The following is a 26,976-nucleotide window of genomic DNA, read 5'->3' as shown; positions in this document are numbered from 1 at the left end:
AGGCATGTTCAGGCCTCTCGTAGTGCGCCCCTTGTTGGCGCTGTGCATGGTCAGCGGTAGTCCATTGGTACTGGCGGCCGAGGGTGGTGTCGGTCGCCCCATCACCGGGCAGCAAGTGTTTTCCAACGCAGGGATCGTGCCCCCGGAGCCGGGTTGGGTCATGTCCCTGACCAGCATCTGGTACGACGGCGAACTCAAGGGCAGCGCTCAAGTGCCCATCGTGGGTGCCATCAGTACCGGGCTGGACATGAAGGTTTCCTACACCATGGCCAACTTCACCCATGTCTGGGACACCGGCAAGGGTCCCTGGAACTATGCCTCGGCCATAGGCGTGCCAGTGCAGTACACCGACATCACCGCCAACGTGACTGGCCCCCGTGGCCGTACCCTGGGCACCTCCGACACTGGCACCCAGTTCGCCGACATGCTGGTGACCCCGATCGCGGCCGGTTACCACTTCGACGAACTCAACCACATCTCGCTCTCGCTGCCGATCTACGTGCCGACAGGCGCCTACAACGTCGATCGCCTGGCCAACCCCGGGCAGAACAATTACACCTTCATGCCTACCGTGGCGTTCACCCACCTGGATGGCAAGGGCGGCGAATTCACCCTGTCGAGCGGCCTGGAGTTCTACACCGAAAACGACGCCACGGATTATCGCAACGGCAACATTTTCACCCTCGATGCACTGTGGACCCATGGATTCGGCAACGGCTGGAACGCCGGCATGGTGGCAGGCTATATCCAGCAGGTCACCGATGACTCCGGATCCGGCGCAACCAGTGGCTTTCGCGGGCGCTCCGTGGGCGCTGGCCCGACAGTGGGCTGGACCGGCAAGTTCGCCGACGCCCAGGCCAATATCAGTGCTCGCTGGGTCCCGGAGTTCGATACCAAGAACCGGCCTGAAGGCAATGGTTTCAGCGTCAACATGACCCTGGCGTTTTTCTAGGAGACCCCATGACCGCACTCAACGACCTCAACGCCCTGCAAGCCAGCATCGCCGAAGCCGTGCTCGGCCAGGATCAGGTCATTCGACAAATCCTTGTGGGCCTGCTGGCCAACGGTCATCTGCTGCTGGAAAGCCTGCCCGGCCTGGCCAAGACCCGCACGGTGAAAGCATTGGCCAAACACCTGGACGCGAAGATGAGCCGCATTCAGTTCACCCCGGATTTGCTGCCGTCGGACATCACCGGCGCCGAGGTGCTGCATCAGGTCGAAGGCAAGAACGAAATCCGCTTCCAGCCCGGCCCGCTGTTCGGCAACCTGATTCTCGCCGACGAAATCAACCGTGCGCCGGCCAAGGTCCAGGCGGCGTTGCTCGAAGCCATGGAAGAACGCCAGATCACCGTGGCCGGCAACAGCCATGCGCTGCCGGAACTGTTCATTGTGGTAGCGACTCAGAACCCGATCGAACAGGAAGGCACGTACCCGCTGCCGGAAGCGCAGATGGACCGCTTCCTGATGAAAGTGTTGCTCGATTACCCGAGCGCGGAAAACGAAAGCCAGGTGCTGCGTCTGCTGCGCGAAGAAGAACAGGCCCTCGGCGCCAGGACCGCTGCGGTGCAGGGATTCTCGTTGTCTCAGGACGTGGTGTTCGCCGCGCGCCGAGAAGTCAGTGCCGTGCACGTCTCCCCGGCCATCGACCGTTACCTGATCGACCTGATCAACGCCACTCGCCACCCTGTCGATTACGACGCCGACCTCGGGCGCTGGATCAGCATCGGCGCCAGCCCTCGCGGCGGCATCGGTCTGGACCGCTGCGCCCGGGCGGACGCCTGGTTGCAGGGTCAGGATTTCGTTTCTCCGGACAACGTCCGCGCCGTGGTGCACCCGGTGCTGCGCCATCGTCTGCAACTGAGCTACGACGCGGTGGCCGATGGTGTAAGCGCCGATCAGGTGCTCGACCGTCTGCTCGATAAAGTGGCGATTCCTGCGTGAACACCGACGGCCTGGTGTATGTCTCTCTGGCGCAGTTGATGGCCCTGGAGTTCAAGGCCCGTGACCTGAGTTTTCTGGCGCGTCAGCCCCAGGGCAGCATCCTGGCTGGCAACCACGCTTCGCGTTTGCGTGGCCGGGGCCTGAACTTCGATGAACTGCGGCGCTATCAGCCGGGGGACGATTTGCGTCACCTCGACTGGCGCGCGTCCCTGCGCACCGGCAAACCGGTGGTACGGACATTCACCGAAGAGCGCGACCGCCCGGCGCTGATCCTCGTCGACCAGCGCATGTCGATGTTCTTTGGTTCGCAACGCAGCTTCAAATCCGCGGTCGCCGCCGAGCTCGGCGCCCTGGCGGCGTGGATGGTGTTCAACGCCGGCGACCGCGTCGGTGGACTGGTCTTCAACGATCAACGCATCGACAGCATCGCCCCGCTGCGCAGCCGCAAACGGATCGAAGCGCTGTGCAGCCGCATCACCCAGCAGAACCAGGCGCTCAATGCCGCCAACCCGGACGCCGAGGGCGAAGACCAGCTCGACAAAGTCCTGCAGCATTGCCTGGCCGTGGCCGGTCACGATCACCTGATCTGCATCGTCAGCGACTTCGCCGGGGCCGGCGAACGCACCTTGCAACTGATGCGGCAACTGGCGGCGCACAACGATGTAATTGCCATGCAGGTGTATGACCCGCTGGCGCTTAACCTGCCGAAAAACGGCCGCGTGCTGGTCACCCAGGGGCAATTGCAGGTGGAGCTGGCGGTGGATCGGCAACAGGTGCACCAGCCGCTTGGGGATTTTCTCAGCGGGCGGCTCAAGGATGTCGCGACTTTGCTGCGCCGCAGCCAGGTGCCACTGATGATGTTCAGCACCGCCACAGAGCCCCACGAACAACTGCGCGCCGAACTGGGCAAGCTTACCGGAGGGCGCCGATGAACCCCGCTATCCCGAGCATCGACCAACTCAAGGAAATGGCGCTGCCGGTGCCGGTCAGTTATGCACCGCAAACCTGGGGGTGGTGGGCGTTGCTGGCGTTGTTGATCGTTACGCTGGTGGTGACCGGCGCGCGGCGCTACCGGCAATGGCGGCGCGATCGCTATCGGCGCGAGGCGTTGGTGCGGCTGGAGGAATTGCAGCAGCGCAGCAATGACCTGAGCGCGTTGCGTGAGCTTCCTGAGTTGCTCAAGCGCGTGGCCCTTTCCATGCCCTCCGCATCCCCTGTGGGAGCGGGCTTGCTCGCGAAGAGGGCCTTAAACGCAACATCCATGTCGACTGACCGGACGCATTCGCGAGCAAGCCCGCTCCCACAGGGCAATCCAGCGGGGTTGGGGAAAGAGGACTGGCAGGCATTTTTGCAGCGGCACAGTAAACAGCCGCTACCCGTCGACTTCAGCCAACAACTGTCGCTGCTGGCCTACGCCCCCGACGCAACATTGCGGGCCATGCCCAATGAACAGCGCCAACAGCTGTTCAGCACCTGCAAAACCTGGGTGGAGCGTCATCATGTGGCAGCTTGATTACCCCTGGCTGCTGATCCTGCTGCCGCTGCCGTGGTTCGGCTATCGCTACCTGTCCGACTACCGCGAAGCGCGCAGCGCCGTGCGTGTACCGTTTTTCGGGGCGATGAGCCGCGCCGTCGGCCAGGCACCGAGCCAGGCCGGCACCCGCAGCAACGGCTGGCAATTGCTCCTGAATCTGCTGGTCTGGACGCTGCTGCTGGTGGCGGCGAGTCGGCCGGTGTTGGTGGAAAAGCCCATCGAGCGCCAGCAGCCGGTGCGGGACCTGATGCTGGCCATCGACATTTCCCAGTCGATGGAAACCACCGATTTCACCGATGCCAACGGCCAGAAAATCAATCGCCTGGCCGCAGTCAAGGAAGTGGTGCACGGGTTCATCGACAAACGTAAAGACGATCGAATCGGACTGATCGTGTTCGGCACAGGTGCCTATCCACAGGCACCGCTGACCCTAGACCACGCCAGCCTGTCGCTACTTCTGGACGACACCGGCATCGGCATGGCCGGCCCCAACACCGCCATCGGCGACGCCATCGGCCTGAGCCTGAAACTGCTGGCCCAGGCCCACGAGCAGGAAAAAGTGCTGATCCTGCTCACTGACGGCAATGACACCAGCAGCGCCATTACCCCGGATCACGCGGCCGCCATGGCCGCGGCCAAAGGCGTGGTGATTCACACCATCGGCATCGGCGACCCGACTGCCGAGGGCGAAGCCAGGGTCAACCTGCAAGGCTTGCAGGACATTGCCCAAGCCACGGGCGGGCGTTTCTTCCGCGCCGAAGACCGCAACGCCCTGGATCAGGTCTACAGCACTCTGGACAAACTCACCCCGCATCAGGTGAAAACCCTCAGCCACCAGCCCAAACGCGAACTGTTCTGGTGGCCGCTGGGCGCTGCCATTGCCCTGCTGGCGCTTTATCACCTCGGCGCCCTGCTGCTTCCACGGCTGATGCTCGCCCGTCAACGGCAGGAAGCCTGACATGGACATCAACCTCAGCGACTTCCATTTCCTGCGCCCACTGTGGCTGTTGCTCGCGGTGTTCGGCGCATTGCTGCCATTGCTGTGGCGGCGCAACCAGGACCTGCAACGGCGCTTGCGCAGCAACATCGCCGCGCACCTGCTGCCGCATCTGCTGATCACCCCGCAGGACCGGCAACGTCTGCGTCCCGTGCATCTGGTATGTGCGCTGCTGGTACTGGGCGCCATCGCCGCCGCCGGGCCGACCTGGGAACAGGATCGGCCGGACTTTCTGGAAAACCGTGCGCCGCTGATCATTGCCATCGACCTGTCGCCCTCCATGGACGCCAGCGACGTTCCACCCAGTCGCCTGGAAGCGGTCAAGCACAAGCTCCACGACTTGATCCAGCGCCGCGCCGGTTCGCGCAATGCCTTGATTGCCTACGCCGGCAGCGCGCATCTGGTGTTGCCCGCCACCGACGACCCGGCGCTGCTCGATACGTTCATTCAGGCCCTGAGCACCGACCTGATCAGCAAACCGGGGAAAAATGTCAGCGCGGTCATCGATCAGGCCAAGCGCCTGCTCGCCGCCGAGAAAACGCCCGGCACCCTGCTGTTGATCACCGATGGCGCCGACATCTCGGCACTGGCCGGGCTGGACAAGCAACTGGCAGACAGTGCGCTGCAAGTGCTGATATTGGTGGCCGGCAGCAGCGACGGCGGGATCATCCGCGATGCCAGCGGCCAGCCACGCACCGACAGCGACGGTCGCCCGCAACTCGGCAGCTTCGATCAGGACGCCCTCAAGCAGCTTGCCTCAACGCTGGACGCCCCGCTGGGCAGCCTGACCCTCAACGATGACGATCTGGACTGGATCGAACTGCACGCCGAGCAGCACTTCCAGGCAGCCAGTGACGAGCAGCGCGAATTGCACTGGAAAGACGCCGGTTACTGGCTGTGCTGGCCGCTGTTGTTGCTCGCCTTCTTCAGCGTACGCAGGGGCTGGAGCCTGAACTGGATGGCTGGATTCCTGCTGGTGGTGGGCCTGGGCCTGCAACCGGTGCCGGCACAGGCCAACGCGCTGACCGATGCCTTTTTCACCCGTGACCAGCAAGGTCGCTGGGCCTTTGAACATGAGCACTACCCTCAGGCGGCGGCACTGTTTGTCGATCCGTACTGGAAAGGCGTGGCCGCCTACAACGCCGCCGATTTCGACCTGGCTCTGGCCAGCTTCGCTCGGCTCGATACACCGCAGGCGTATTTCTACCTGGGCAACATCTACGTGCGCCGGTTCAAGTTCGATCAGGCCATCGCGTCCTACACCCAGGCGCTGAAATTGCAACCGCAGTTCCCGGAAGCCACGGCCAACCTGGCCCTGGCCATTGCCTTGCAGAAAGACACCGAAAGCGCCGAGAAAAACACGCCTGAGGTCAAACCCGACGAAATCAAGATGGACAAGGCGCCGGGTAAAGGCCAAAGCAAAAAGGTGGAAACCCAGCAAGCGGCCTCGGATGAGCAATGGTTGCAGAACCTCACCACATCGCCGGCGAAATTCCTCAAGCAGAAATTCAGCTTGCAGGATCAGGCGGGGGCCAAGCCATGAGCGTTATTCGGCAAGACCGCGTCGCGGCATTCGCGAGCAAGCCCGCTCCCACAGGGGGCTTGTGGTGTCCTTGTGGGAGCGGGCTTGCTCGCGAAAGGGCCCGACCATTCGCCACAAAACTCGGCGCCCTGCTCATTAGCCTGATCAGCCTCAACACATTCGCCGCCGACCCTCAGTTGAAAGTCCAGGCCAGCCTGCAACCCGCCGACCCCGTCATGGTCGGCAGCCTGGTCAAGTTGCAACTCGATGTCTTCACCGACTCCTGGTTCACCAACGCCCCCACCCTTCCCGACCTGAAACTGCCCGGCGCATTGGTGATGCCACCGGACGGCCATGCCCAGCACATCAACCAGACCTTCGACGGCCAGTCCTTCAGCGGCATGCGCTACAGCTACCTGATCACCCCGAACCTGGCCCAAGGCTACGACATTCCGGCGCTGACGGTACAAGCCACACCGGGTCAGGCCAGCCACGAACTCAGCGCCCAAAGCCAGCCTTTGCACTTCAACGCCGCGCAACCACCGGGGTTCCAGCCCGGTGAGGCGGTGCTGGTGGCTCAAGGGCTGCGGTTTACCCAGAAGACCGTCAATTCGGCCACGCCGCTGAAGGTCGGCGACAGCATCACCCGGGAACTGACCTTGCAGGCCGATGGTGCCCTGGCCATGTCACTGCCGACACCGACGCAGGATGTCATCAAGGGCCTGAGCCGCTACCCGAAAGCACCGCAGATCCGCAATCTGGATGACGGTCGCGGCAACTTCAATGGCGGCCAGCGCATCGACAGCGTGACTTATCGAATCGACACCGAAGGCCACTACAGCCTGCCATCCGTCGAAATCAAATGGTGGGATGCCAGCAGCCAGCAAACCCGTACGGCCACGGTGCCTGCCGTGACCTTCGACGCGGTGGCCAACAGCGCCTACAAGCCGGTGTTTTCCATTACCGAAGACCTGAAAAAACTCGGCCAGCAGAATCGCCTGCACCTTTCCGGGCACTGGTTCGGACTATTGACACTGGTGTTGGCGGTAATGGCACTCGGCTGGTTCAGTCGCCCGCTCGTACACCGCACGCACCTCAAGTGGCAAGCCCGACGCCGCGCCCGACATGCCGCCTGGCTGGAGTCCGCCGACTACGCGTGGCGGCAGATCCCGCCGCAGATCGAAGGCAAACCGGTGCAACTCAGCGCCCTGTACCTGTGGACCCGACGCAGCCGCCGGGGCCTGAAACTGACCGGCCTCGGCCCACGCCTGCAAACCTTCCTGCGCGCCTGTTATAGCCGCGAACCGGACAAAGACCAGGCGCTGCGCCAAATCAGGGAATCCTTGTCTACGCTGCATAGTCAGGCCGAGCGTAACAGGGAATCAGTCGCACCTGCCCTGCGCCCACTCAACCCGGTTCACGAGAAGGAATTCCCATGACAAATCCGATGACGTTTCGCCACCCGGGCTTCAAGTTTTTGCTGACCCTGGCCTTGAGCCTGCCGCTGCTGGTCCAGGCAGCCGAGCCACTGCCCTCCTGGAACGACGGTCCGTCGAAAAAGCAGATCATCGAGTTCGTGCAGACGGTCACCGATCAAAACAGCAAGGACTTCGTCAAACCCGAGGACCGCATTGCCGTGTTCGACAACGACGGCACCTTGTGGAGCGAGCAACCGATGTACTTCGAGTTGCTGTTCGCCCTGGAAGAAGTCAAACGCACCGCGCCGCAGCACCCGGAATGGAAAACCACCCAGCCGTTCCAGGCCGTGCTGGAAAACGATCACAAGGCACTGGCCGCCAGCGGCATGGAGGGCCTGCTGAAGATCTTCGGTGCGACCCACACCGGCATGACCACCGAAGCGTTCGATGACTATGCCAAGACCTGGCTGAGTCAGGCCAGGCATCCGAAAACCGGCAAGCCGTACACCGAAATGATCTTCCAGCCGATGCTTGAGATGCTCGACTACCTGCGCGGCAAAGACTTCAAGACCTACATCGTCTCCGGTGGCGACACCGGGTTCATGAGAGCCTTCGCCGAGAAGGTCTATGGGGTACCGCCCGAGCAGGTTATCGGCACGACCTTCGTTACCACCTTTGAATACAAGGATGGCAAGGCGTCGATCCTGCGCACGCCGAAACTGGCCCACAACGACGATGGCCCGGGCAAACCGGAAAGCATCGACGCGGTGATCGGTCGTCGGCCAATCCTCGCCTTCGGCAACTCCGACGGCGACTTGCAAATGCTCCAGTGGACCGCCGCCGGTCCCGGCAAACGTTTCATGGGCCTGGTGCATCACACCGACGCCAAGCGCGAATGGGCATACGACCGGCAGTCGCAGATCGGTCGTCTGGACAAGGCCCTGGACGAAGCAAACAAGCGTGGCTGGACGGTCGTCGACATGGCGTCCGAATGGCGTCGGATCTACCCGTTCGATGCCGCCACTTCCGAGCAAGTGCAATAAAAAGACGTTACGCAGGACCGCAATGAACGTTTGTCGCAGCACGCGACGCAAGTGAGCATAAGGAGCCAGTCAGATGACTCGCATACGTAAGTGGATACCGAAACTCGCCTTGGTGGCGACTACGGTCATGGCGTTTTCGGCAACCGCCGGGGCCGCTGAGAAACCCAACATTCTCGTGATCTTCGGCGACGATATCGGCCAGACCAACATCAGCGCCTATTCCATGGGTGTGGTCGGCTACAAGACTCCGAACATCGACCGCATCGCCAAAGAAGGCATGATGTTCACCGACTATTACGCGGAGAACAGCTGCACCGCCGGCCGGTCGTCGTTCATCACTGGCCAGACACCTTTGCGTACCGGCTTGTCGAAAGTCGGCATCCCGGGTGCTCCGGTGGGTTTGCAAAAGCGTGACATCACCATTGCCCAGGCGCTGAAGTCCCAGGGCTATGCGACCGGCCAGTTCGGCAAGAACCACTTGGGCGACAAGGATGAATACCTGCCGACCAACCATGGTTTCGACGAGTTCTTCGGCAACCTGTACCACCTTAACGCCGAAGAAGAACCTGAGCGTCCGTACTGGCCAAAAGACGATGCCGAGTTCCTCAAAGCCAACACCCCGCGAGGCGTGATCCACAGCTTCGCCGATGGCAAGATCGAAGACACCGGCGCGCTGACCACCAAGCGCATGGAAACCATCGACGACGAAACCACTGCGGCGGCGCAGGCATTCATCGAGAAGCAGGCCAAGGCGGACAAGCCGTTCTTCGTCTGGATGAACACCACACGCATGCACTTGTTCACCCACGTGCGCGAGTCGATGAAGGGTCAGAGCGGCATGCCCGGCAACGATTACGCCGATGGCATGATCGAGCACGACGGTGACGTCGGCAAACTGCTGAAAACCCTCGATGACCTGAAAATCACCGACAACACCATCGTCGTCTACACCACCGACAACGGGCCGAACCAGTTCTCCTGGCCGGACGCGGCGACCACGCCGTTCCGCAACGAGAAAAACTCTAACTGGGAAGGTGCCTATCGCGTGCCGGCAATCGTTCGCTGGCCGGGCAAGATCAAGGCCGGTGAGGTGTCCAACGAGATGTTCTCGGGCATGGACTGGTTCCCGACCTTGCTGGCCGCCGCTGGCGATGCCGACGTGAAAACCAAGCTGCTCAAGGGTTGGGCACCGACTTCCGGCGGCACCAACTTCAAGGTGCATCTGGACGGTTACAACCAACTGCCGTACCTGACCGGCCAGGCGCCCAAGGGTGAGCGCAAGGAGTTCTACTACTTCAACGATGACGGCGTGCTGGTGTCGATGCGTTTCGACAACTGGAAAGCCGTGTTCTGCGAACAGCGCGCACCCGGCGGCTTCAAGGTCTGGAGCGAACCCTTCGTATGCTTGCGCGTACCGAAGATCTTCAACCTGCGGATGGACCCGTATGAACGTGCCGACGTGGTTTCCGATCAGTATTACGATTGGCAAACCAAAAACGTCTACCTGGCCGGTCAAGCGGTACAAAAGTCTGCCGGATTCCTGCAAACGTTCATTGAATACCCGCCGAGCCAGAAACCGGCCAGCTTCAGCATTGACCAGATCCGTGCTGCGGTAGATGCCAAAATCGCTGAAAAAATGAAAGCTGCACAGTAAGACCGCTGGACCACCGCTCGCCCTAATCGGCGAGCGGACTTTTTTGACTTGGGACCGCGTCGGCCCCAATCGCGGGCAAGCCCGCTCCCACAGGGATTTTGTCGTACCGAAGATCCAGTGTGGGAGTGGGCATGCCCGCGATGAGGCCCGCACAGTCGCAGTTTTCTTGAATTGCAAAGGCAATCCGCAATGACCTCACGTGTCGCCAGCAAATCGTCGGCCATACCTGCCCCGCAAGTCGCCTCCCCGGCGCTGTTGATCCCCGCCCTGCTGCTGTTTGTCTCCGGCGCCGCGGCGCTGGTGTATCAGGTACTGTGGATCAAGCAGTTGTCGTTGGTCGTAGGCGTCGAGGTCTATGCCATCACCACCGGGATCAGCGCGTTCTTTGCCGGGTTGGCCCTGGGTGGCTTGCTGTTCGGGCGCTGGGCGGACCGGATGCAGCAACCGGTTGTGCTGTACGCCGGGCTGGAAGTGCTGGTGGCCGTGCTCGGTGTCGCTGCGACCTTTGCCATGAGCCTGGCGGCCAGCCCGTTTGCCTGGCTGGAAGCACACGTGGGCTTGCTGGCCTGGGTGCTGCCGTTCGCGCTGGTGGGTATTCCTGCCCTGTTGATGGGCGGCACCCTGCCGGTGCTGGTTCGCTCCCTGGCCACTGACCCGCAACACCTGGGCAAGGCCGGCGGGCAGCTGTATGCGGCGAACACCGCCGGAGCCATCGCCGGCACCCTGCTCGCCGCGTTCGTGCTGATTGCCACCCTCGGTGTGCGCGGCAGCGCGCTGGCCGCCGCCATGCTGAACCTGCTGGCCGCCGCAGGGGCCTTGTGGTTCCAGCGCCAGCGCGGGGTACCCGTCGATGCCCCGGTGAAACATCACACTGAAAAAGCCCCCGACCGCCTGGCCCTGTGGCTGTACTCCATTGCCGGTGGCGTAGCCCTGGGCTACGAAGTGGTGTGGTCACAATCGATCGTGCAATTCATGAGCACCCGCACCTACGCCTTTGCCGTGGTGCTGGCGACTTACCTCACCGGCTTGTTCCTGGGCAGCATGCTGCTGGCCCGTCGGGTCGATCGCCTGCGCGATCCCTGGGGAGTGTTCGGCGTGCTGATTGCCGCAGCCGGCGCGATTGCCTTGCTGGAAGTGGCGTTGCTCGGACGCTGGCTGGTGCTCGCCCAGACCCTGGCCGAATCCTGGGTATTGTCATTGGGCGGCAGTGAACTGGCTGGCATGAGCACGCGGTTTGCGGTGGCTGCCTTGAGCATCGTGTTTGTGCCGACCCTGTTGCTGGGAGCTGCGTTCCCCTTGGCCCTGCGCTTGAGCGTCGGCGGCGAACAGGTGGGGCGCCATGTCGGCGAAGTCGTCGCGTTCAACACCCTTGGCGGGATTGTCGGCGTGATGCTCTGCGGCTTTGTCCTGATCCCGATGCTGGGTCTGGTACGGACCCTGGGCCTGCTGGCGCTGATTGCCGCCGGTATCGCGTACCTCGCCGTGCGCAAGGGCCATGGTGTGAAGAAAGGCCGGCGTCAGGCGGTGGTTGCCATTGGCCTGGTGTCCCTGGCGCTCGCCGTGTTCACGCCGGTCAGCAAGCTCGCCAGCCTGCTGCCGGGCGCGCGCAATGGCACGCTGACGTTCTACGAAGAAGGCCGTGGCGGCACCGTCGCCGTGGTCACCCAGGGCAAGGGAGAAAGGGCATTCCAGCGTTTGTACATTCAGGGCGTGTCCAATACCGGTGACGCCATGCCGTCCCTGCGCTACATGCGGATCCAGGCGCTGCTGCCCCTGCTGATCCACAACGGTGAGCCGCGCTCGGCACTGGTGATCGGGTTCGGTACCGGCATCACCGCGGGCGCCCTGACCCGCTATCCCGGCCTGGAACATCGCGTGGTTGCCGAACTGCTGCCTTCGGTGGTCAAGGCAGCCCCCTTGTTCAAAGGCAATTTCAACGCCGCGACCGATCCGGGGGTCGATGTGCGCTTGCGTGACGGTCGCCAGGAACTGCTGCGCAATCCGCAGCGCTACGACCTGATTACTCTCGAGCCACCACCCCCCTCCGCTGCCGGCGTGGTCAACCTGTATTCCCGGGACTTCTACCAACTGGCCGCCAGCCGTTTGCACAAACAAGGCCTGGTCGCCCAATGGCTGCCGCTACCGACGCAGAACATCGACGACTCGCGCTCACTGGTGCGCAGCTTCCTCGACGTGTTCCCGTACGCGACCCTGTGGACCAGCGAGTTCCACGAGATGCTGCTGGTGGGTTCGATGGAGCCGATTGAGCTGGATTCAGCAAAGATCAACGCGCGCTTCCAGCAGGACAGCGTTCGCAGCACCTTGCAGGATGTCGGCGTCGGTTCGGCCGCAGCATTGCTCGCGACATGGGTGACTGATCGTGAGGGGCTTGAACGCTTCGCTGGCGATGCGCAACCGGTGACGGACGATCAACCGCACATCGAGTACGCACCCTGGGTTCGCTCGAAAGAGATCAGCCGCGTGTTGCCCGCCCTGCTCGCCCTGCACCAGTCGCCAGCCGTGTTGAACGCCGACGCCGGGTTCATCGAGCGCATGAACACCCAGCAACAACGCCTGATGCAGTTCTATCGGGCGAGCCTGCATGCGTACGACGGAAACCGTGACGCTTGGGCCAGGGATATGCGCGAGGTGATGCGTGGGGATTCCGGGAATCCGTATTACCGGTGGTTTGTCGGGGAGTGACGTGGCGCCTGACAGATCGCCTTCGCGGGCAAGCCCGCTCCCACAGGTTCGGTGTCGATCACAACATTTGTGCACGACACAAGACCTGTGGGAGCGAGCTTGCTCGCGATGGGGGCATCAGCTTCACAACATCCGCCATTTGACACACGCCGACCATCCGGCAAAGCTGCATCGAGCGTCATCGCGCGCCGCAAGGCAATCGCACCTGGACCATGGAAGTCGTAATGCCGAAACATAAAAATAAAGCTGCAACCCCAAACCCTGATTCGCAACCGACCCTGATCAAGCGTTATCTGTTCCCTGTCACCATCGGCATCCTGCTGCTGGCTGTGGCGGGTATTGGCTGGTTTTTGCTGAGCAGTACACCGACGCCGCTCAAGCCAGTCCCCGTCAGCGCGCCTGCCGTGCAACCGGCCAAACCGCAACCGGTCGCTGTCGAGCCTGCGAAAATGGTCGATGAGCAACAATGCCAGGGCTGCCACGGCAAGCAGGTCAAGGATTGGCAAGGCTCCCATCACCAACTGGCGATGCAGCAAGTCAACGCGGACACCCTGCTCGGCGACTTCAACAACGTCACCTTCAAGGCCGAAAAGGAGACCACGGTGTTCTCGCGCAAAGGCGACGAATTCTGGGTCAACACGCCGGGTATCGATGGCAAGAATGCCGATTTCAAGGTCGCCTATACCTTTGGCATCGCCCCCTTGCAGCAATACCTGATCGAGGTCGGCGAAGGCCGGCTCCAGGCCCTCGGCGTGGCCTGGGATACCGAGAAGCAGCGCTGGTTTCACCTCTATCCGGGTCAGGGCGTGACCTTCAAGAACCCGTTGCACTGGAGCAAGCCGAGCCAGAACGCCAACTTCATGTGCGTCGAGTGCCATACCACCGGTTACAAGCGCAACTTCGATGCGGCGAAAAACACCTTCGACAGTCACTGGAACAGCCTCGGTGTCGGCTGCCAGGCCTGCCATGGCCCGGCGTCCAATCACCTGGAATGGACCGCGAAGAAAACCGACCTGATCCACGTAGGCTTTGCCGTCGACCTCAAGGACAAGAACGCCACCGTCGAAATCGAAACCTGCGCCCGCTGCCACTCTCGCCGCGCGCCCCTGGACGATGGCTACACGGTCGGCAAACGGCTGATGGACGACTACCTGCCGAGCGTCCTGACCCGCGAGTTGTACGCGCTGGACGGCAAGATCAAGGACGAAGTGTTCGAACACGGCTCCTTTGCCCAGAGCAAAATGTTCGACAAGGGCGTGCGTTGCAGCAACTGCCACAACCCCCACAGCACACAGTTGAAGGCACCCGGCAACGGCGTTTGCCTGCAATGCCACAACACCGCTGGCAGAACCACCGTGGAAGGCGTCGACGGCAAGGGCCTGCAAGCGAAAAACTACGATTCCATCGAACACACTCGCCACACCATGGGCCAGCCGGGTTCGCAGTGCGTGGATTGCCACATGCCCGGCAAGCTCTACATGGGCAACGACTTGCGGCATGACCACAGCTTCAGCATTCCCAATCCTGAGCGAGCAAAGAAACTCGGTACGCCTGACGCCTGCCTGACCTGCCACAAAGGCAAGGCCGGCGACAAGGTCACCGAGCAGTTCAAGCTGTGGAACACCGCCAATGCCAGCACGGTACAAGCCCCTCGCTACGACGACAGCCTGTGGCTGATTCGCAACGGCCAGCCCGGCGCCGCGCAGGCGTTGTTCGAGCAACTGCAACGCAGCAACCTGCCGGCGATTCAGCGCGCGACGCTGCTGGCCGAACTGCCGGCGTACCCGAGCGAACAGGCGTTGAAACTGGCTACCAGGGACCTGGGCAACCCGGCGCCACAAGTCCGCGAGAACGCGGTGCGGGCTGTCAGTGCCTTCCTGCCGCCTGCGGAGCGCGCGCCATTGCTGACGCCGTTGCTGAGCGACCCGGTGCGGGCTGTGCGCATCGCCGTCGCCCGGGACCTGCTCAGCGTCGCACGCAATGGCTTGGGCAGCGCCCAGGACGCCTGGAATGCCGCCATTGCCGAGTACGAAGCGGTGCAAAAAAGTCTGGCCGAGCGTGCCGAGGCCAACCTGAACCTGGCCATGCTCTATCAGGCCGATGGCCGCAGCACAGAAGTCGAAGCTTTGCTGCGTACCGCCCTGCAGCGCGATCCGGACTTCTACCCGGCGCTGGTCACCCTGGTGCAATGGCTGGAGGCCAACGGACGCAGTCAGGAAGCCCATGCCCTGCTGGCTCAAAGCCTCAAGGACCACCCCGACTCTGGCCTGCTGCAACACACCCAGGGCCTGGCGCTGATTCGTGCGGGCCAGGCCGCTCAAGCCATGCCGTACCTGCGCAAGGCCGCGCAACTGGATCCCCAGAGCGGGCAGTTCGGCTATGTGCTGGCAGTGGCCCTGCATGACAGCGGCAAGATTGACCAGGCGTGCGCCGAACTGGAACGGCTGTTGAAGGTGCAGCCTGCCAATCGCAATGCCCGGTTGTCGTTGATCCAGTATTACCTGGACAACGGGCAGGAGCCCAAGGCGCAAGTGCTGTTGCAGGGCTGGAAGAAAATGAACATGGGGGATCCGGCGTTGAAATGACGGGAGATTCTTGTAGGAGCGAGCTTGCTCGCGATGGCGTTACAGGCGACGCGTTCATCCAAAAAAATCGCGTTTTCGTTGGCGTCCATCGCGAGCAAGCTCGCTCCTGCAGGGACCGAATTCAGCGGCGCCTGAACAACGGCCGCGGCTCAATCACCGAACGCCCGTACAACACGCTCATCCCCGCCAATCCCTTCAATGCATCTTCTGCGGATTTGTCTTCACGCACGGCAAAGCTGTCGAAACCGCATTGGCGCATGTGGCTGAGTTGATCGCGCAAGACATCGCCGATGGCGCGCAACTCGCCGGCCCAACCCAATCGCACACGCAGCAGATACGCCTGGCTGTACCCGCGGCCATCGCGAAAGCTCGGAAAATCCAGGGCGATCAAGGGCAGTTGGGTAAACCATGGCTGAAGGCTTTCCACTTCATCGTCCGGCCCCAGCCACACGCCGTTTTGCGACGGGTTTTCCAGCCAACGGCTCAGCGGCACAATCGTTGCACCCACTGACAGCGGTGCTTGCGGGTCGCGCACGAGCTTCCACGGATCATCCGCGACAATCCGCGCTACGCCCGCTTCCAGCCGCAACAGATTGTTCATGCCGACACCTCCAGCACTTTCGCATAGACCGCCTCCTTGAACGGCTCTAGCCCGATCCGTTGGAAGGCGTCAACAAACAGTTCTTCGCTCTCGCGATAACGCACGAAGGTGTCGATGATGCGCTCGATCACCTCGGGCACTTCGGCGGAGCTGAAGGACGGGCCAATGACCTTGCCCAACGCACTGTTCTTGCCCTGGGCGCCGCCGAGGGTGATCTGGTACCACTCGGTGCCGTTCTTATCGACCCCCAGAATGCCGATGTTGCCGATGTGATGGTGACCGCAGGCATTCATGCAGCCGGAAATATTGAGGCTGATATCGCCCAGGTCGTGCAGGTAGTCGAGGTCTTCGAAGCGTGCGGCAATAGCCTTGGCGATGGGGATCGACTTGGCGTTGGCCAGCGCGCAGAAGTCGCCACCGGGGCAGGCGATGATGTCGGTGAGCAATCCGGCGTTGGCGCTGCCCAGATTGTGTCCGCAGGCCAGGCGCCACAGGGTGAACAGATCGGCCTTGGACACGTCCGGAAGGACGATATTCTGCTCATGGGCAATGCGGATTTCACCGAAGCCAAAGCGCTCGGACCACTCGGCCACCGCCTCCATCTGCTCGGTGGTGACATCGCCCGGTGGCGCAGCGCTGCCGGGCTTGGTCGACAACACCACGCTGGCATAGCCCGATATTTTGTGCGGCTGCACGTTACGCTGCACCCAACGAGCGAACGCCGGGTTTTCGGCCAGGTGCGTGCCGAAATCGAGACTGGTGTCGGACAGATCACGATAGGGCGGTGCGACGAACGCACTGGCCACCCGCTCGAACTCGTCAAGGGTCAGTTGCGCCGGGCCGTCCTTGAGGAACTGCCACTCTTCTTCCACTTCCCGGGCGAAGGCCTCGATGCCCAGGGCTTTGACCAGAATCTTGATTCGCGCCTTGTACTTGTTGTCCCGCCGGCCATGGCGGTTATACACCCGCAGCACCGCCTCTACGTAAGACAGCAGGTGCTGCCACGGCAAGCCTTCGCGGATCTGCACGCCGAGGATCGGCGTGCGCCCAAGACCGCCGCCCACCATGACTCGCAGGAGCATGTGTCCTTCGGAGCCTGGGTAAAGATAAAGGCCGATGTCATGCATCATGATCGCCGCGCGGTCCTGCTCGGCCGAGCAGATGGCGATCTTGAACTTGCGCGGCAGGAACAGGAATTCCGGGTTGATGGTCGACCACTGGCGCAGAATTTCCGCCAACGGTCGCGGGTCAATCATTTCGTCGGCCGCAACCCCGGCAAAGGCTTCGGTGGTGATGTTGCGCACACAGTTGCCGGAGGTCTGGATCGCATGCATTTCCACCTCGGCCAGGCGTTCGAGGATCGAAGGTACCTGGGCCAGTTCGATCCAGTTGAACTGCATGTTCTGCCGGGTGGTGAAATGGCCGTAACCGCGATCGTAATCCCTGGCGATGCTCGCCAACGTACGCATCTGCCGGGCACTCAGCGTGCCGTAGGGAATCGCCACCCGCAGCATGTAGGCGTGTTTTTGCATGTACAGGCCGTTCTGCAGGCGCAATGGCAGGAACTCTTCTTCGTTCAGCTCACCGGCCAGAAAGCGCTCGACCTGATCACGAAACTGCGCAACTCGTTCGAGCACCAGTGCCCGGTCGTAGTCGTCGTACTGATACATCTGGCTACCTCATCAGAATTAGGCACAGAACCCTGTAGGAGCGAGCTTGCTCGCGATGGAGTCAAAGGCGACGCGTTTATCCAGGAGGTTCGCGTTTTCGTTGACGTCCATCGCGAGCAAGCTCGCTCCTACAGGGGGCGCAAGTCGGGCTCTGCGGCTCGTTTCGAGGTAACGACTATGAGCTTGCGGCGCAGTACGTTACAGATTCACTTGAACTCTAAGAAACCGTATCAGATCACGCTGGACCGCCACAGGAGTGCCGAAAAATCTGATCCGCACAAATGAGTTTTTCCTGAGTCTGTTTTGTTTTTACCGGTGTTTTTACAGTGCACGACTTTGCAACCGTGGAAGCATTGACCATGAGCACAACAACTATCGGACAGGCCTATAACTACAAGGTCGTCCGCCAATTCATCGTGGCGACCGTAATCTGGGGCATCGTGGGGATGGCGATGGGCGTGTGGATCGCCTCGCAACTGGTGTGGCCGCAGATGAACCTGGACCTGCCGTGGACCACCTTCGGCCGCTTGCGCCCGCTGCACACCAGCCTGGTGATTTTCGGTTTCGCCGGCAGCGCGCAATTCGCCGCCAGCTATTACGCGGTGCAACGTACCTGCCAGGTGCGGCTGTTCTCGGACACACTCGCTGCCTTCACGTTCTGGGGCTGGCAGTCGGTGATTGTGGTGATGCTGATCACCCTGCCGCTGGGCTACACCACCACCAAGGAATACGCCGAAATCGAATTCACCGGCGCGGTGTGGATGACCGTGGTCTGGGTTGCATACGCCGTGGTGTTCTTCACTACCGTAGTGCAACGCAAGACCAGACACATCTACGTCGGCAACTGGTTTTTCGGTGCATTCATCGTGGTCATCGCCATGCTGCACGTGGTCAATCACCTGTCGATTCCAGTCGACTGGTTCAAGTCCTATCCGGTGTATTCCGGGGCCACCGACGCCATGGTGCAATGGTGGTACGGGCACAACGCCGTGGGCTTTTTCCTGACCACCGGTTTCCTGGGGATGATGTATTACTTCGTGCCGAAACAGGCGGGCCGGCCGGTGTATTCCTATCGCCTGTCGATTGTGCACTTCTGGGCGCTGATCACCCTGTACATCTGGGCCGGCCCGCACCACTTGCACTACACCGCGCTGCCGGACTGGGCGCAGTCGCTGGGCATGGCCATGTCGCTGATCCTGCTGGCGCCGAGTTGGGGCGGAATGATCAATGGCATGATGACCCTGTCCGGTGCCTGGCATAAGTTGCGTACCGACCCGATCCTGCGTTTCCTGGTGTTGTCCCTGGCCTTCTACGGCATGTCGACCTTCGAGGGGCCGATGATGGCGATCAAGACGGTCAACGCCCTCTCCCACTATACCGACTGGACCATCGGCCACGTGCACGCCGGGGCGCTGGGCTGGGTGGCGATGATTACCTTCGGTGCGACCTATCACATGGTGCCGAAGGTATTCGGGCGCGATCAGATGCACAGCACGCCGCTGATCAACCTGCACTTTTGGCTGGCGACCATCGGCACCGTGCTGTACATCGCCTCGATGTGGGTCAACGGCATCACTCAGGGCCTGATGTGGCGCGCGATCAACGATGACGGCACGCTGACGTACTCCTTCGTCGAAGCCCTGCAGGCAAGCCATCCGGGATTCGTCGTGCGCTTTGCCGGCGGGGTGTTCTTCCTCAGCGGTATGCTGCTGATGGCCTACAACGTGTGGCGCACGGTGCGGGTAACGGACGTGGCGATGGCCGAACGCGAGGCGCGGTTTGCCTGATGATTGAAGTCATATTGAACATTCTGGGTGTGGCATTTTTGTGGTTCGCCGTCGAGTATTGTCTGCGCCACCAGACCGCCGAGAGCCTGGACGATGCAAGCCTGATCCCGTTTGCGGATGACCCGGAAGTGGCGCGGCGGGTGGAATTGGCGACCGGAAAAACCGTTAGAACACTGCCGCCGCAAGAGGCGAACCCGGATTGGGAAACCCTCGATATCTGATGTGGCACCGATTACTGTGGGAGCAAGCTCGCTCCCACAGGGTTGTATGTCGAGATTTCAGGCACGCTCCCGGGGAATCAGGCTTTGCAGTTGTTGCGCCAGGAAGTTTGCATCGAACTCAAAAGTGTCCGGGTCTTTCAAGCCATTGGTCTTGCGCCACTGCCAGCCAGTGGATGGCGGCAGGCACACCAGTGACACGCTGCCATAACGTGCTGCTGTAAAGCCCATCACCGCCACGGAAATCTGCCCGCCGACACCCATCACCTCCGGCACGAATTCCACCGGTTTGCCAGCGATCAGAATGCTCAGCTTTTCGGTCTTGAACGGAGAGCTCTCCACCAGAACACTCGGCCCCGACGCGACGTACACTTCGCGGTTCACTTCGAGCAGGTCAGGTGCCTTGACCGGTTCCAGCCACTGCTGGATCTGATCGAACAGCGCACCAATGCGCTTCGCCCACTCGGCCGATTGCGACTCGAACACTTGCTTTTTGTGCGCTTCGCTTTCGGCGTAGTGGCGAAGCATTTCGCCCAGTTGCTGTACATCGTCCATAGCGGTGTTCCTTTGGTTGAAGCGGTGTTGCGGATATTAAGCATGGCAGATGCGCGTGGCGGGCGTACGAGTAAAAGCGTGAGCGGTACTGCCACCGCCGGACCGAATGTGCAGGAGGCGGTGGCTTTCGCCCTGGGCGACTGACTCAGCCGGCCTTGGGCGTGCGGCGCAGGCGCGCCATGCTCAAGGTGTCCACCAGCACACCGTCACGCACGGCGTAGTCACGGAACAGGCCTTCGGTTTCGAAGCCGAACTTGCGGTACAGGGAAATGGCCGCTTCGTTGTCGGCATACACCGAAAGCTCGATGCGCTGCAGATTCATCCAGTTGTCGGCGATATCCAGCGCCGTTGCGAGCAGCTTCGAGCCCACCCCCTTGCCCTGCCACGCCACCGCAACGCCCATGCCGAAACTGCCGGCATGGCTGCGACGAATGCGTGAGAACTGCTCCAGGCCAATGTTGCCGATGACCGTGCCTTGATGCAGGGCCACCACTTTCACCAAGCGTTCGTTATCCAGCGCCAGGCGACTGCGCCAGAGTTCGGTGGACTGAAACGGCATTTGCAGGGTTTGACGGGCGATGGCCGGGTCGTTGTACAGCGCCGCAACGCCTTCGATATGGGATTCGTTGAAGCGTTCGAGGGTAATGACGGGGTCGGTGGCTGGCATGGGTGAATCATCCTTGAAGCAGACATGGCCGTTCACTCTACAACGCGACCTTCGCGTGTGGCGAGAACCAATGTGGGAGCGGGCTTGCTCGCGAATGCGGTTGACCAGTCGCCTTCAATGTTGAATGTGATGGCGCCTTGGCGAGCAAGCCCGCTCCCACATTTTAATCATGCTCAGCTTTCGAACCACTCCCGGCGCTCGCTGAAAGTGTTTTCGATCAATTCGACGATCATCCGTACCTGCTCGTCGTCCCCGGAATCAGCATTGACCGCCATCCACACCTGACGCCGCATAGGCTGGTCAAACAGGCCCGGTAGGGCAATCAGCCCGCGGTCGAAGTGGCTCATGTAGTGCGGCAGCAGGCCGATGCCGGCACTGCAACGGATCATCTCCAGCATCAGCTCCCGGGATTGCAGTTGCACCACCCCGGCCGGGCGCTGATCCACCAGCGTATTCCATGGCCGGAAGCTCTCAACCTGGCCGTCCTGCCGCCATTGCACCAGGAGAAAATCGGCCAGGTCATCCAGGCATTCCGGCCTGGAGGCAACCCGCGAGTAGCGCTTGGCAATGTGCGGCAGGTAATCGAGTTGCGCCAGGCGCCGGGGTTCGGTGGTGGCAAAGCTCGGTCCCGGCAACGGCGATCCGGTCTCGCCCAGCCACACCACCACGTCGGCGCTGACTGCCTGCAAGGCCAACTCGCTGTCGAGCGTCATGATCTCCAGCCGAACGCTGGCGTTGCGCCGCAGCAGTGCAACCAGGTCACGTCCGAGAATGTCATGCAGGATCGAATCCGCCACGGCCAGGCGAATCAACGGCTGCTCGACCACCGGCAAACCGCGCTCATGGGCCAGGGCGATCAATTGTGCGTGCAAGCGCAAGCCATCGCGGCTGAGGCTCAAACCATTGTCGCAATGGTTGAACAGCGAACATTGGAGCTGCGTTTCCAGCAGCACCAGTTGCCTGCGCAGGCGGGTGGTCTTGATGTTGAGACTGCGGGCGGCCTGCATGAAGCAACCGCAACGGGCGCTGACGGTGAAACACAGCGCCAGTTCGGGGTCGATAGCCGCCGCCAGCTGGCGCCAGGACGCATTTTTATCAATAGCTACACGATATTCCGCAGCCCCCTGGTGGGCGCTGGCTTCCATGAATGACATCGAGGACTCCCTGTCGATCTGACACTGACAGGTGCATCCTGCGGATCGTTCATGAACCTGCTGTGACAATGACTCAGGCGCTGGGTGTCTGCCGAAAGCTCACGGCCAGGCGATTCCAGCTGTTGATGGTGGTAACGGCAATGGTCAGGTCGACCATTTCGCTTTCACTGAACTGCTCCCTGGCTTGCGCGTAGACATCGTCCGGCACATGGCTTTCGGAGAGCAAGGTGACCGCCTCGGTCCAGGCCAGCGCGGCTCTTTCCCGAGGATTGAAAAAGTTGCTGTCGCGCCAGACCACAATGGAATACAGACGCCGGTCGCTTTCGCCCAGGCGCCGTGCATCCACCGAGTGCATATCGGTGCAAAAGGCACAGCCATTGAGCTGCGAAGCACGAATCTTGATCAGGTGCAGCAGGCCCTGCTCGATACTCAGGCTGCTGGCCAGGGCCTCCATGGCGATCATGGCTTTCATCGCTTTGGGCGACGCGCTGTAGTAATCCAGGCGGGGGTTCATGGGGCGATCTCGTGCAGGCGTGATGTGATCTTCACGGTAGTCGCTGGCGCGGGGGCATGACAGTTCCAATCAGGCGATTTCCCCGGGGACCACCGTCGCCAGACCAATTGACGGTTTTTCCACTGCACAACTTCTGTACCACAAGCGGATAAGAGTAATCTTGCGCGACGCACACGCGCCCAACAGCCCCGGAGCCTCGCCGGTATGGAACTACATGTTGTCATCAACGGTCGCAAGGACCTGGCCGGCCAGCTGTACAACCAACTGCGCAGCGCTATCGAGTCCGGTCGCCTGACCGCCGGGACACAACTGCCCCCCAGCCGCTTGCTGGCCGAACAACTGGGTATTTCGCGCAAGACCATTTCCGACACCTACGCCCAACTGACTTACGAAAACTTCCTCACCGGGGTGGTCGGCAAAGGCACCTATGTCAACGCGCGCTCGTCGAAGGTGCAGCGTAAACAGAACCACACCGAACTCGGCGGCTTCGAGGTGATCGAGTACTGGCGCAACCTGCCGGTGTTTCTGCGTCATCCGACCCTGGAAGGCTCGCTGCGCTACGACTTCATTGGTGGCGCCACCAGCAAGGGCCAGTTTCCCCAGGATGACTGGCGGCGCTGCACCTCTCATGCAATGCGCCAGATTGCCGGTTCCAAGGGCTTATACAGCCAGCCCGAGGGCTTGCCGGCGCTACGTAACGCCATTGCGCAGCACATCGCGTTCTCCCGCGGGGTCAATTGTCAGGATGAGGATGTGGTGGTGTGCAACGGCGCGCAGCAGGCGCTGGACCTGATTGCCCGGGTGCTGATCAGTCCGGGCAGCCTGGTGGCCATGGAAGACCCCGGCTACCCGCCGGCGCGCCTGCTGTTCGGCACCCATGGCGCCACGGTCATTGGCGTACCGGTGGACGCCGAAGGCATTGTGGTGGACCAGATTCCTCGCGGCACGCGCCTGATCTACGTCACCCCCTCGCACCAGTTCCCGCTGGGCATGCCGATGAGTCAGGCGCGCAGGGAAGCACTGCTGGCCAAGGCCCATGAGTTGGGTGCGATCATCATCGAGGACGACTACGACAGCGAGTTCCGCTATGAAGGCCGCCCCACCGATTCCCTGCAAAGCATGGATGAACGGGGAATCGTCGCGTACGTCGGGACGTTCTCCAAAACCCTGTTACCGGAACTGCGGCTCGGCTACGGGATCCTGCCGCCGGCGATCCTCGAGGCCGTGGTGCGCGCCAAGCAGCTCACCGACCTGCACACCTCGACCCTGCCGCAATGGGCGCTGGCCAAGTTCATCGCCGAAGGTTGCCTGCTCAAGCACATCCGGCGCTGCCATACGATCTATGCCGGGCGCCGCGAGCGGATCCTGGCGCGCATGGCGGGCGATCTTTCGCCCTGGCTGGAGGCGGTACCGTCCACTGCCGGCTTCCACATGGTGGTGATGTGCAAAGTGCCGATGGATATTCCATTGGTGATCGAACTGGCGAAAAAAGTCGAAGTCGGGCTATATGCCATCGACAGCTTTTTCTATCAGGAAACGCCCAGGGCCGGGCTTTTTTTCGGTTTTGGCGCCATCGAAACCCTCGACATCGACATCGCCCTGGACCGTTTGCGCGACATCCTGCAGCAAGTGGCTTGACGGATTGGCCTGCGGTTTTATCCGGCTATTGGCTATTGGCGGTCCCGGGGGCCGGGCCTATCCTGCATAGGCGTTATCCCTCAATGAGCAGGATTCGTCCGGCCTGATTCAGGAGTGTGAGCAATGTCCCATGAAGTGATCAATACCGTACAGGTACAAGCCGCCGCCGGGCGCTCGGATGAACTGGGTAAGCAACTGCAAAAGATTGTCGAAACCCTGCGTGAACTTCCCGGGTGCGAATCCTATATGGTCGACCGCTGCCCCGAGGACACCAATCGCTGGACCGTCAGCGCCCACTGGCAATCGGAAGAGGCCATGCGATCGCATTTCAACAGCCCGCAAGTCCAGGGTTTCATCGACCTGATCGATTGCCAACTGGCCAACTCCGTCGACTTCAACAGCTTTCCGATCCGCTAGGCCCCCCCTTGTAGGAGCGAGCTCGCTCGCGATGGTCGTCAACGATAACGCGTGCTTCCTGGTTAAACGCGGCGAATCTGAATCCATCGCGAGCAAGCTCGCTCCTACAGAATTACCCCCCGCTGGAGCGAGCTGCCCAGACATTGGTCCCCTGGCCTTCCCGAATATTGGCTGTTTGATTGCCCCTCGCGGCGGACTAGATTGGTTCCTGACCACTTATCCAACGCAGGTAATGAACCATGAACGTTTTGCGCTTCTGTGCCGCTCCCCTTGTTGCCCTGACCCTGGCCGTCGGTGCCCCGGCATTCGCCCATGAAGCCGGTGACCCCTCGGAAAAAGTCACGGTATTGCAGGACCACATGCTGAAAAACGTGCCGGGCAAAAAAGCACTGATGATCGAAGTCGACTACAAGCCCGGCCAATCGTCCATTGCCCACAAGCACGACGGTACAGCCATGGCCTACGTCCTTTCAGGGTCTGTCACCTCTCACGTGAAAGGCGAGAAAGCCGTGACGTACAAGGCGGGCGAATACTGGTACGAAGCAGCCGGCTCCGAGCATCTGGTATCGAAAAACGCCAGCGTTACCGAGCCTGCCAAGTTGCTGGTGTTCATGGTGTTGTCGCCGGACGAACAGGTGCTGGTCCCCCTGAAAAACTGATCGCTGATCGAATAGCCATAAATAAACACGCCCAAATTCGCTATTCGGGCGTTTTTTAATTCCCGGGGCAATTAACCCGACTTGTTTAAACCAAACAAAACTATGGGCCAGCCAATAAGCACGCAATTGGCTATTTCATTCTTCACTTTGCGGTTTAGTCTGGAGCAACTGCCGAACACTTGCGGCATTTCCAACTTCCTTACTGATGTTGTTTCACTGGAGTAACACAATGAAACTTGCATTTGTCAGTACGCTTACCCTATCAGCTGCGCTTTTGGCTGGCTGCTCGGTTCCCACCGCACCCTCTGCGGGGCCTTCGCTGGAAAGTGTGTTCACCGAACCGGTGGGCCGCAGCAACGCGACTCGTATTCCCAACGGCAGCAATGTGGCCCTGGGCGTGGTGTACAGCCAAAACACCCAGGCTAACCGTGCCTATCTACAGGATTACCAGGCCAATGCCGGCACGGGTTTCGGCCAGAGTCTGCTGGTACGGGAGATCCACGACGCCTATGTCGCCACCTCCAGACCCGACCTCGCGGTGGATTGGGTCAAGGCCTCCCTTCAACGGCAATTCGGATCGGTCACCGTGTACCCGGACATGCAGAGCCTCAAGGCGGCGAAACCGGATATGGTAGCCATTGTCGACAGCCGCAGCCAATTGATCACCTCGCGCAGTTCGGACGTCGAGTCCAAAGTCAGTGCCGATTTCTATGACAGGCACTTCAACTACATTGGCACCGCACAAGGTTATGACGCCAGAGCGCTCAGCCCGGTATGGGCGGACTATAAACGCAGTGAAGAGATAGTTGCCGATATCAACGAGCAACAAAATGTGCAAGTAAGGGCATTGCAGAAGTTTGACCAGTCGCTCAGCAATTTATTGACTAATCCGACAAGTAACGTCTCGATGATCGACCAAACCCCAGAGCAGAAATTGCATTAAGACTGTGACAGATAGTGTGAGCAAACCTCGACCAGTACAGGAAGGGTTTGCTCACAATTAATCAAAACGATGATTTTTAAATAACGGTATCTTCCAATCCGCGCTACAGCGCCAACTACCATTTTCTACAGACAAGGACGTCTTCATGACTAAAGACCAGGAAAGATCCTTCATTGCCCGCATCACGTGCAATGGAGTCAACATGACATTTTTTGACCAGATATTGAGCGCGGGTCATTTTGAATCTGGCAGAGGCAAATCGCCGATCCCGCCAAATATTGTGACTACCTTTGAAGCCTATGATCCTGCTAGCCGAACAATGCTCCCTGTAGGTGGCGGAAAACGGACGGCCGTGGTCATCCACTTCAGGTGTTATGACGACTACTACAACATGCAGATTCTGAGCGAAGCGTACTATCAGAAATATTTCAGCCAGGGCGACCAAGGGGTGCTTGGCGCCTATCCGGCGGCCGGCGGTGATACCACCTCCTTCAATTTGCTGGATGGTTATCATCAAATTATTACACTGGATGATTTGAACGCCTCTAAAGCCAGCGTTTATTTGAAAGCACGTAACGCAGGAATTATCAGACAAGAAATCTGGCGTGATCCGGCGTACAGCAGGTGCTTTACCGATAAGACTGGCGACGCTGTCACTTTCGAGCTGGAAATTCTGGAAAGGCAGGTCTCTTCGCCCGCAAGCTCTACACCCTACAGCTGAGTTCCAAACATGGGCCGGCGTGTTGTCTTGCCCCT

General features: G+C 61.0%; 24 protein-coding genes. 18 read left to right on the top strand and 6 right to left on the bottom strand.

What is annotated here, in order from left to right:
• Positions 1-4: 4 nt before the first annotated feature.
• From KGA98_RS09760 to KGA98_RS09710, 11 genes are all read left to right on the top strand, one after another.
• Positions 5-952, top strand: coding sequence for a transporter (locus KGA98_RS09760; protein ID WP_090455053.1), 948 nt, complete (start codon positions 5-7; stop codon positions 950-952).
• Positions 953-960: 8 nt separating this feature from the next.
• Positions 961-1,941 (top strand): AAA family ATPase, encoded by a 981-nt coding sequence (locus KGA98_RS09755; RefSeq protein WP_090455052.1) that lies wholly within the window; start codon positions 961-963, stop codon positions 1,939-1,941.
• Positions 1,938-2,873: a DUF58 domain-containing protein gene (locus KGA98_RS09750; protein WP_223502200.1), complete on the top strand. Its 936-nt coding sequence runs from the start codon at positions 1,938-1,940 to the stop codon at positions 2,871-2,873. Before KGA98_RS09755 ends, KGA98_RS09750 begins: the two co-directional genes overlap by 4 nt.
• Positions 2,870-3,454, top strand: coding sequence for a DUF4381 domain-containing protein (locus KGA98_RS09745; RefSeq protein ID WP_223502199.1), 585 nt, complete (start codon positions 2,870-2,872; stop codon positions 3,452-3,454). Before KGA98_RS09750 ends, KGA98_RS09745 begins: the two co-directional genes overlap by 4 nt.
• Complete coding sequence (locus tag KGA98_RS09740) at positions 3,441-4,433, top strand: vWA domain-containing protein (protein ID WP_223502198.1); 993 nt, start codon at positions 3,441-3,443, stop codon at positions 4,431-4,433. The genes KGA98_RS09745 and KGA98_RS09740 overlap by 14 nt, the downstream gene beginning before the upstream one ends.
• Position 4,434: 1 nt before the next feature.
• Positions 4,435-6,015 carry a VWA domain-containing protein gene (locus KGA98_RS09735; protein WP_223502197.1) on the top strand — a complete coding sequence of 527 codons (1,581 nt, stop codon included), beginning with the start codon at positions 4,435-4,437 and terminating at the stop codon, positions 6,013-6,015.
• A complete protein-coding gene (locus KGA98_RS09730; protein WP_223502196.1) occupies positions 6,012-7,433 on the top strand; it encodes a hypothetical protein in 1,422 nt (473 codons plus the stop codon). Before KGA98_RS09735 ends, KGA98_RS09730 begins: the two co-directional genes overlap by 4 nt.
• Positions 7,430-8,455: an HAD family hydrolase gene (locus KGA98_RS09725; protein ID WP_223502195.1), complete on the top strand. Its 1,026-nt coding sequence runs from the start codon at positions 7,430-7,432 to the stop codon at positions 8,453-8,455. The genes KGA98_RS09730 and KGA98_RS09725 overlap by 4 nt, the downstream gene beginning before the upstream one ends.
• Before the next feature lie 73 nt (positions 8,456-8,528).
• A complete protein-coding gene (locus tag KGA98_RS09720; protein WP_223502194.1) occupies positions 8,529-10,109 on the top strand; it encodes an arylsulfatase in 1,581 nt (526 codons plus the stop codon).
• A 189-nt stretch (positions 10,110-10,298) separates the two neighbouring features.
• The gene (locus KGA98_RS09715; RefSeq protein ID WP_223502193.1) at positions 10,299-12,812 is read left to right on the top strand and encodes a fused MFS/spermidine synthase; all 2,514 of its coding nucleotides are present in this window, start codon (positions 10,299-10,301) and stop codon (positions 12,810-12,812) included.
• 224 nt (positions 12,813-13,036) lie between these two features.
• The gene (locus KGA98_RS09710; protein WP_223502192.1) at positions 13,037-15,397 is read left to right on the top strand and encodes a tetratricopeptide repeat protein; all 2,361 of its coding nucleotides are present in this window, start codon (positions 13,037-13,039) and stop codon (positions 15,395-15,397) included.
• A 121-nt stretch (positions 15,398-15,518) separates the two neighbouring features.
• Here KGA98_RS09710 and KGA98_RS09705 read toward each other — a convergent pair whose 3' ends face one another.
• Both KGA98_RS09705 and KGA98_RS09700 read right to left on the bottom strand, forming a co-directional pair.
• On the bottom strand, positions 15,519-15,998 hold the full coding sequence (locus KGA98_RS09705) for a DUF934 domain-containing protein (protein ID WP_223502191.1): 480 nt from the start codon (positions 15,996-15,998) through the stop codon (positions 15,519-15,521).
• A complete protein-coding gene (locus KGA98_RS09700; protein ID WP_057714988.1) occupies positions 15,995-17,668 on the bottom strand; it encodes a nitrite/sulfite reductase in 1,674 nt (557 codons plus the stop codon). The genes KGA98_RS09705 and KGA98_RS09700 overlap by 4 nt, the downstream gene beginning before the upstream one ends.
• Positions 17,669-18,027: 359 nt before the next feature.
• On the opposite strand from KGA98_RS09700, the gene ccoN reads away from it, so the two are divergent.
• Together ccoN and KGA98_RS09690 are read left to right on the top strand one after the other, a co-directional pair.
• Complete coding sequence (gene ccoN, locus KGA98_RS09695) at positions 18,028-19,455, top strand: cytochrome-c oxidase, cbb3-type subunit I (RefSeq protein WP_090455042.1); 1,428 nt, start codon at positions 18,028-18,030, stop codon at positions 19,453-19,455.
• Positions 19,455-19,676 carry a cbb3-type cytochrome c oxidase subunit 3 gene (locus KGA98_RS09690; RefSeq protein WP_150813829.1) on the top strand — a complete coding sequence of 74 codons (222 nt, stop codon included), beginning with the start codon at positions 19,455-19,457 and terminating at the stop codon, positions 19,674-19,676. Before ccoN ends, KGA98_RS09690 begins: the two co-directional genes overlap by 1 nt.
• Positions 19,677-19,733: 57 nt before the next feature.
• Here the strand turns inward: KGA98_RS09690 and KGA98_RS09685 are convergent, their stop codons facing one another.
• From KGA98_RS09685 to KGA98_RS09670, 4 genes are all read right to left on the bottom strand, one after another.
• Positions 19,734-20,228 carry a hypothetical protein gene (locus tag KGA98_RS09685; RefSeq protein WP_154908955.1) on the bottom strand — a complete coding sequence of 165 codons (495 nt, stop codon included), beginning with the start codon at positions 20,226-20,228 and terminating at the stop codon, positions 19,734-19,736.
• A gap of 145 nt (positions 20,229-20,373) precedes the next feature.
• The gene (locus tag KGA98_RS09680; RefSeq protein ID WP_223502190.1) at positions 20,374-20,895 is read right to left on the bottom strand and encodes a GNAT family N-acetyltransferase; all 522 of its coding nucleotides are present in this window, start codon (positions 20,893-20,895) and stop codon (positions 20,374-20,376) included.
• 173 nt (positions 20,896-21,068) lie between these two features.
• Positions 21,069-22,049, bottom strand: coding sequence for a LysR family transcriptional regulator (locus KGA98_RS09675; protein WP_223502189.1), 981 nt, complete (start codon positions 22,047-22,049; stop codon positions 21,069-21,071).
• Between the two features lie 73 nt (positions 22,050-22,122).
• Positions 22,123-22,563, bottom strand: a complete 441-nt coding sequence (locus KGA98_RS09670; protein WP_057714994.1) for a carboxymuconolactone decarboxylase family protein — start codon at positions 22,561-22,563, stop codon at positions 22,123-22,125.
• Between the two features lie 204 nt (positions 22,564-22,767).
• Here KGA98_RS09670 and KGA98_RS09665 point away from each other — a divergent pair, with 204 nt between their 5' ends.
• The 5 genes from KGA98_RS09665 (at position 22,768) to KGA98_RS09645 (ending at position 26,941) form a co-directional block, all read left to right on the top strand.
• Positions 22,768-24,201: a PLP-dependent aminotransferase family protein gene (locus tag KGA98_RS09665; RefSeq protein WP_090455038.1), complete on the top strand. Its 1,434-nt coding sequence runs from the start codon at positions 22,768-22,770 to the stop codon at positions 24,199-24,201.
• Between the two features lie 123 nt (positions 24,202-24,324).
• Entirely contained in the window at positions 24,325-24,618 is a 294-nt protein-coding gene (locus KGA98_RS09660; protein WP_218496030.1) for a putative quinol monooxygenase, read from the top strand.
• 239 nt (positions 24,619-24,857) lie between these two features.
• Positions 24,858-25,277 (top strand): cupin domain-containing protein, encoded by a 420-nt coding sequence (locus tag KGA98_RS09655; RefSeq protein WP_223502188.1) that lies wholly within the window; start codon positions 24,858-24,860, stop codon positions 25,275-25,277.
• A gap of 229 nt (positions 25,278-25,506) precedes the next feature.
• The gene (locus KGA98_RS09650) at positions 25,507-26,220 is read left to right on the top strand and encodes an ATPase (protein ID WP_223502187.1); all 714 of its coding nucleotides are present in this window, start codon (positions 25,507-25,509) and stop codon (positions 26,218-26,220) included.
• 145 nt (positions 26,221-26,365) lie between these two features.
• Positions 26,366-26,941: a hypothetical protein gene (locus KGA98_RS09645; protein WP_223502186.1), complete on the top strand. Its 576-nt coding sequence runs from the start codon at positions 26,366-26,368 to the stop codon at positions 26,939-26,941.
• Positions 26,942-26,976: the final 35 nt, after the last annotated feature.

Origin of the sequence: Pseudomonas sp. BF-R-24, from assembly GCF_019947335.1 — a bacterium.
Classification (GTDB): Bacteria; Pseudomonadota; Gammaproteobacteria; order Pseudomonadales; family Pseudomonadaceae; genus Aquipseudomonas; species Aquipseudomonas jessenii.
This window is presented reverse-complemented; position numbering and strand designations above follow the sequence as displayed.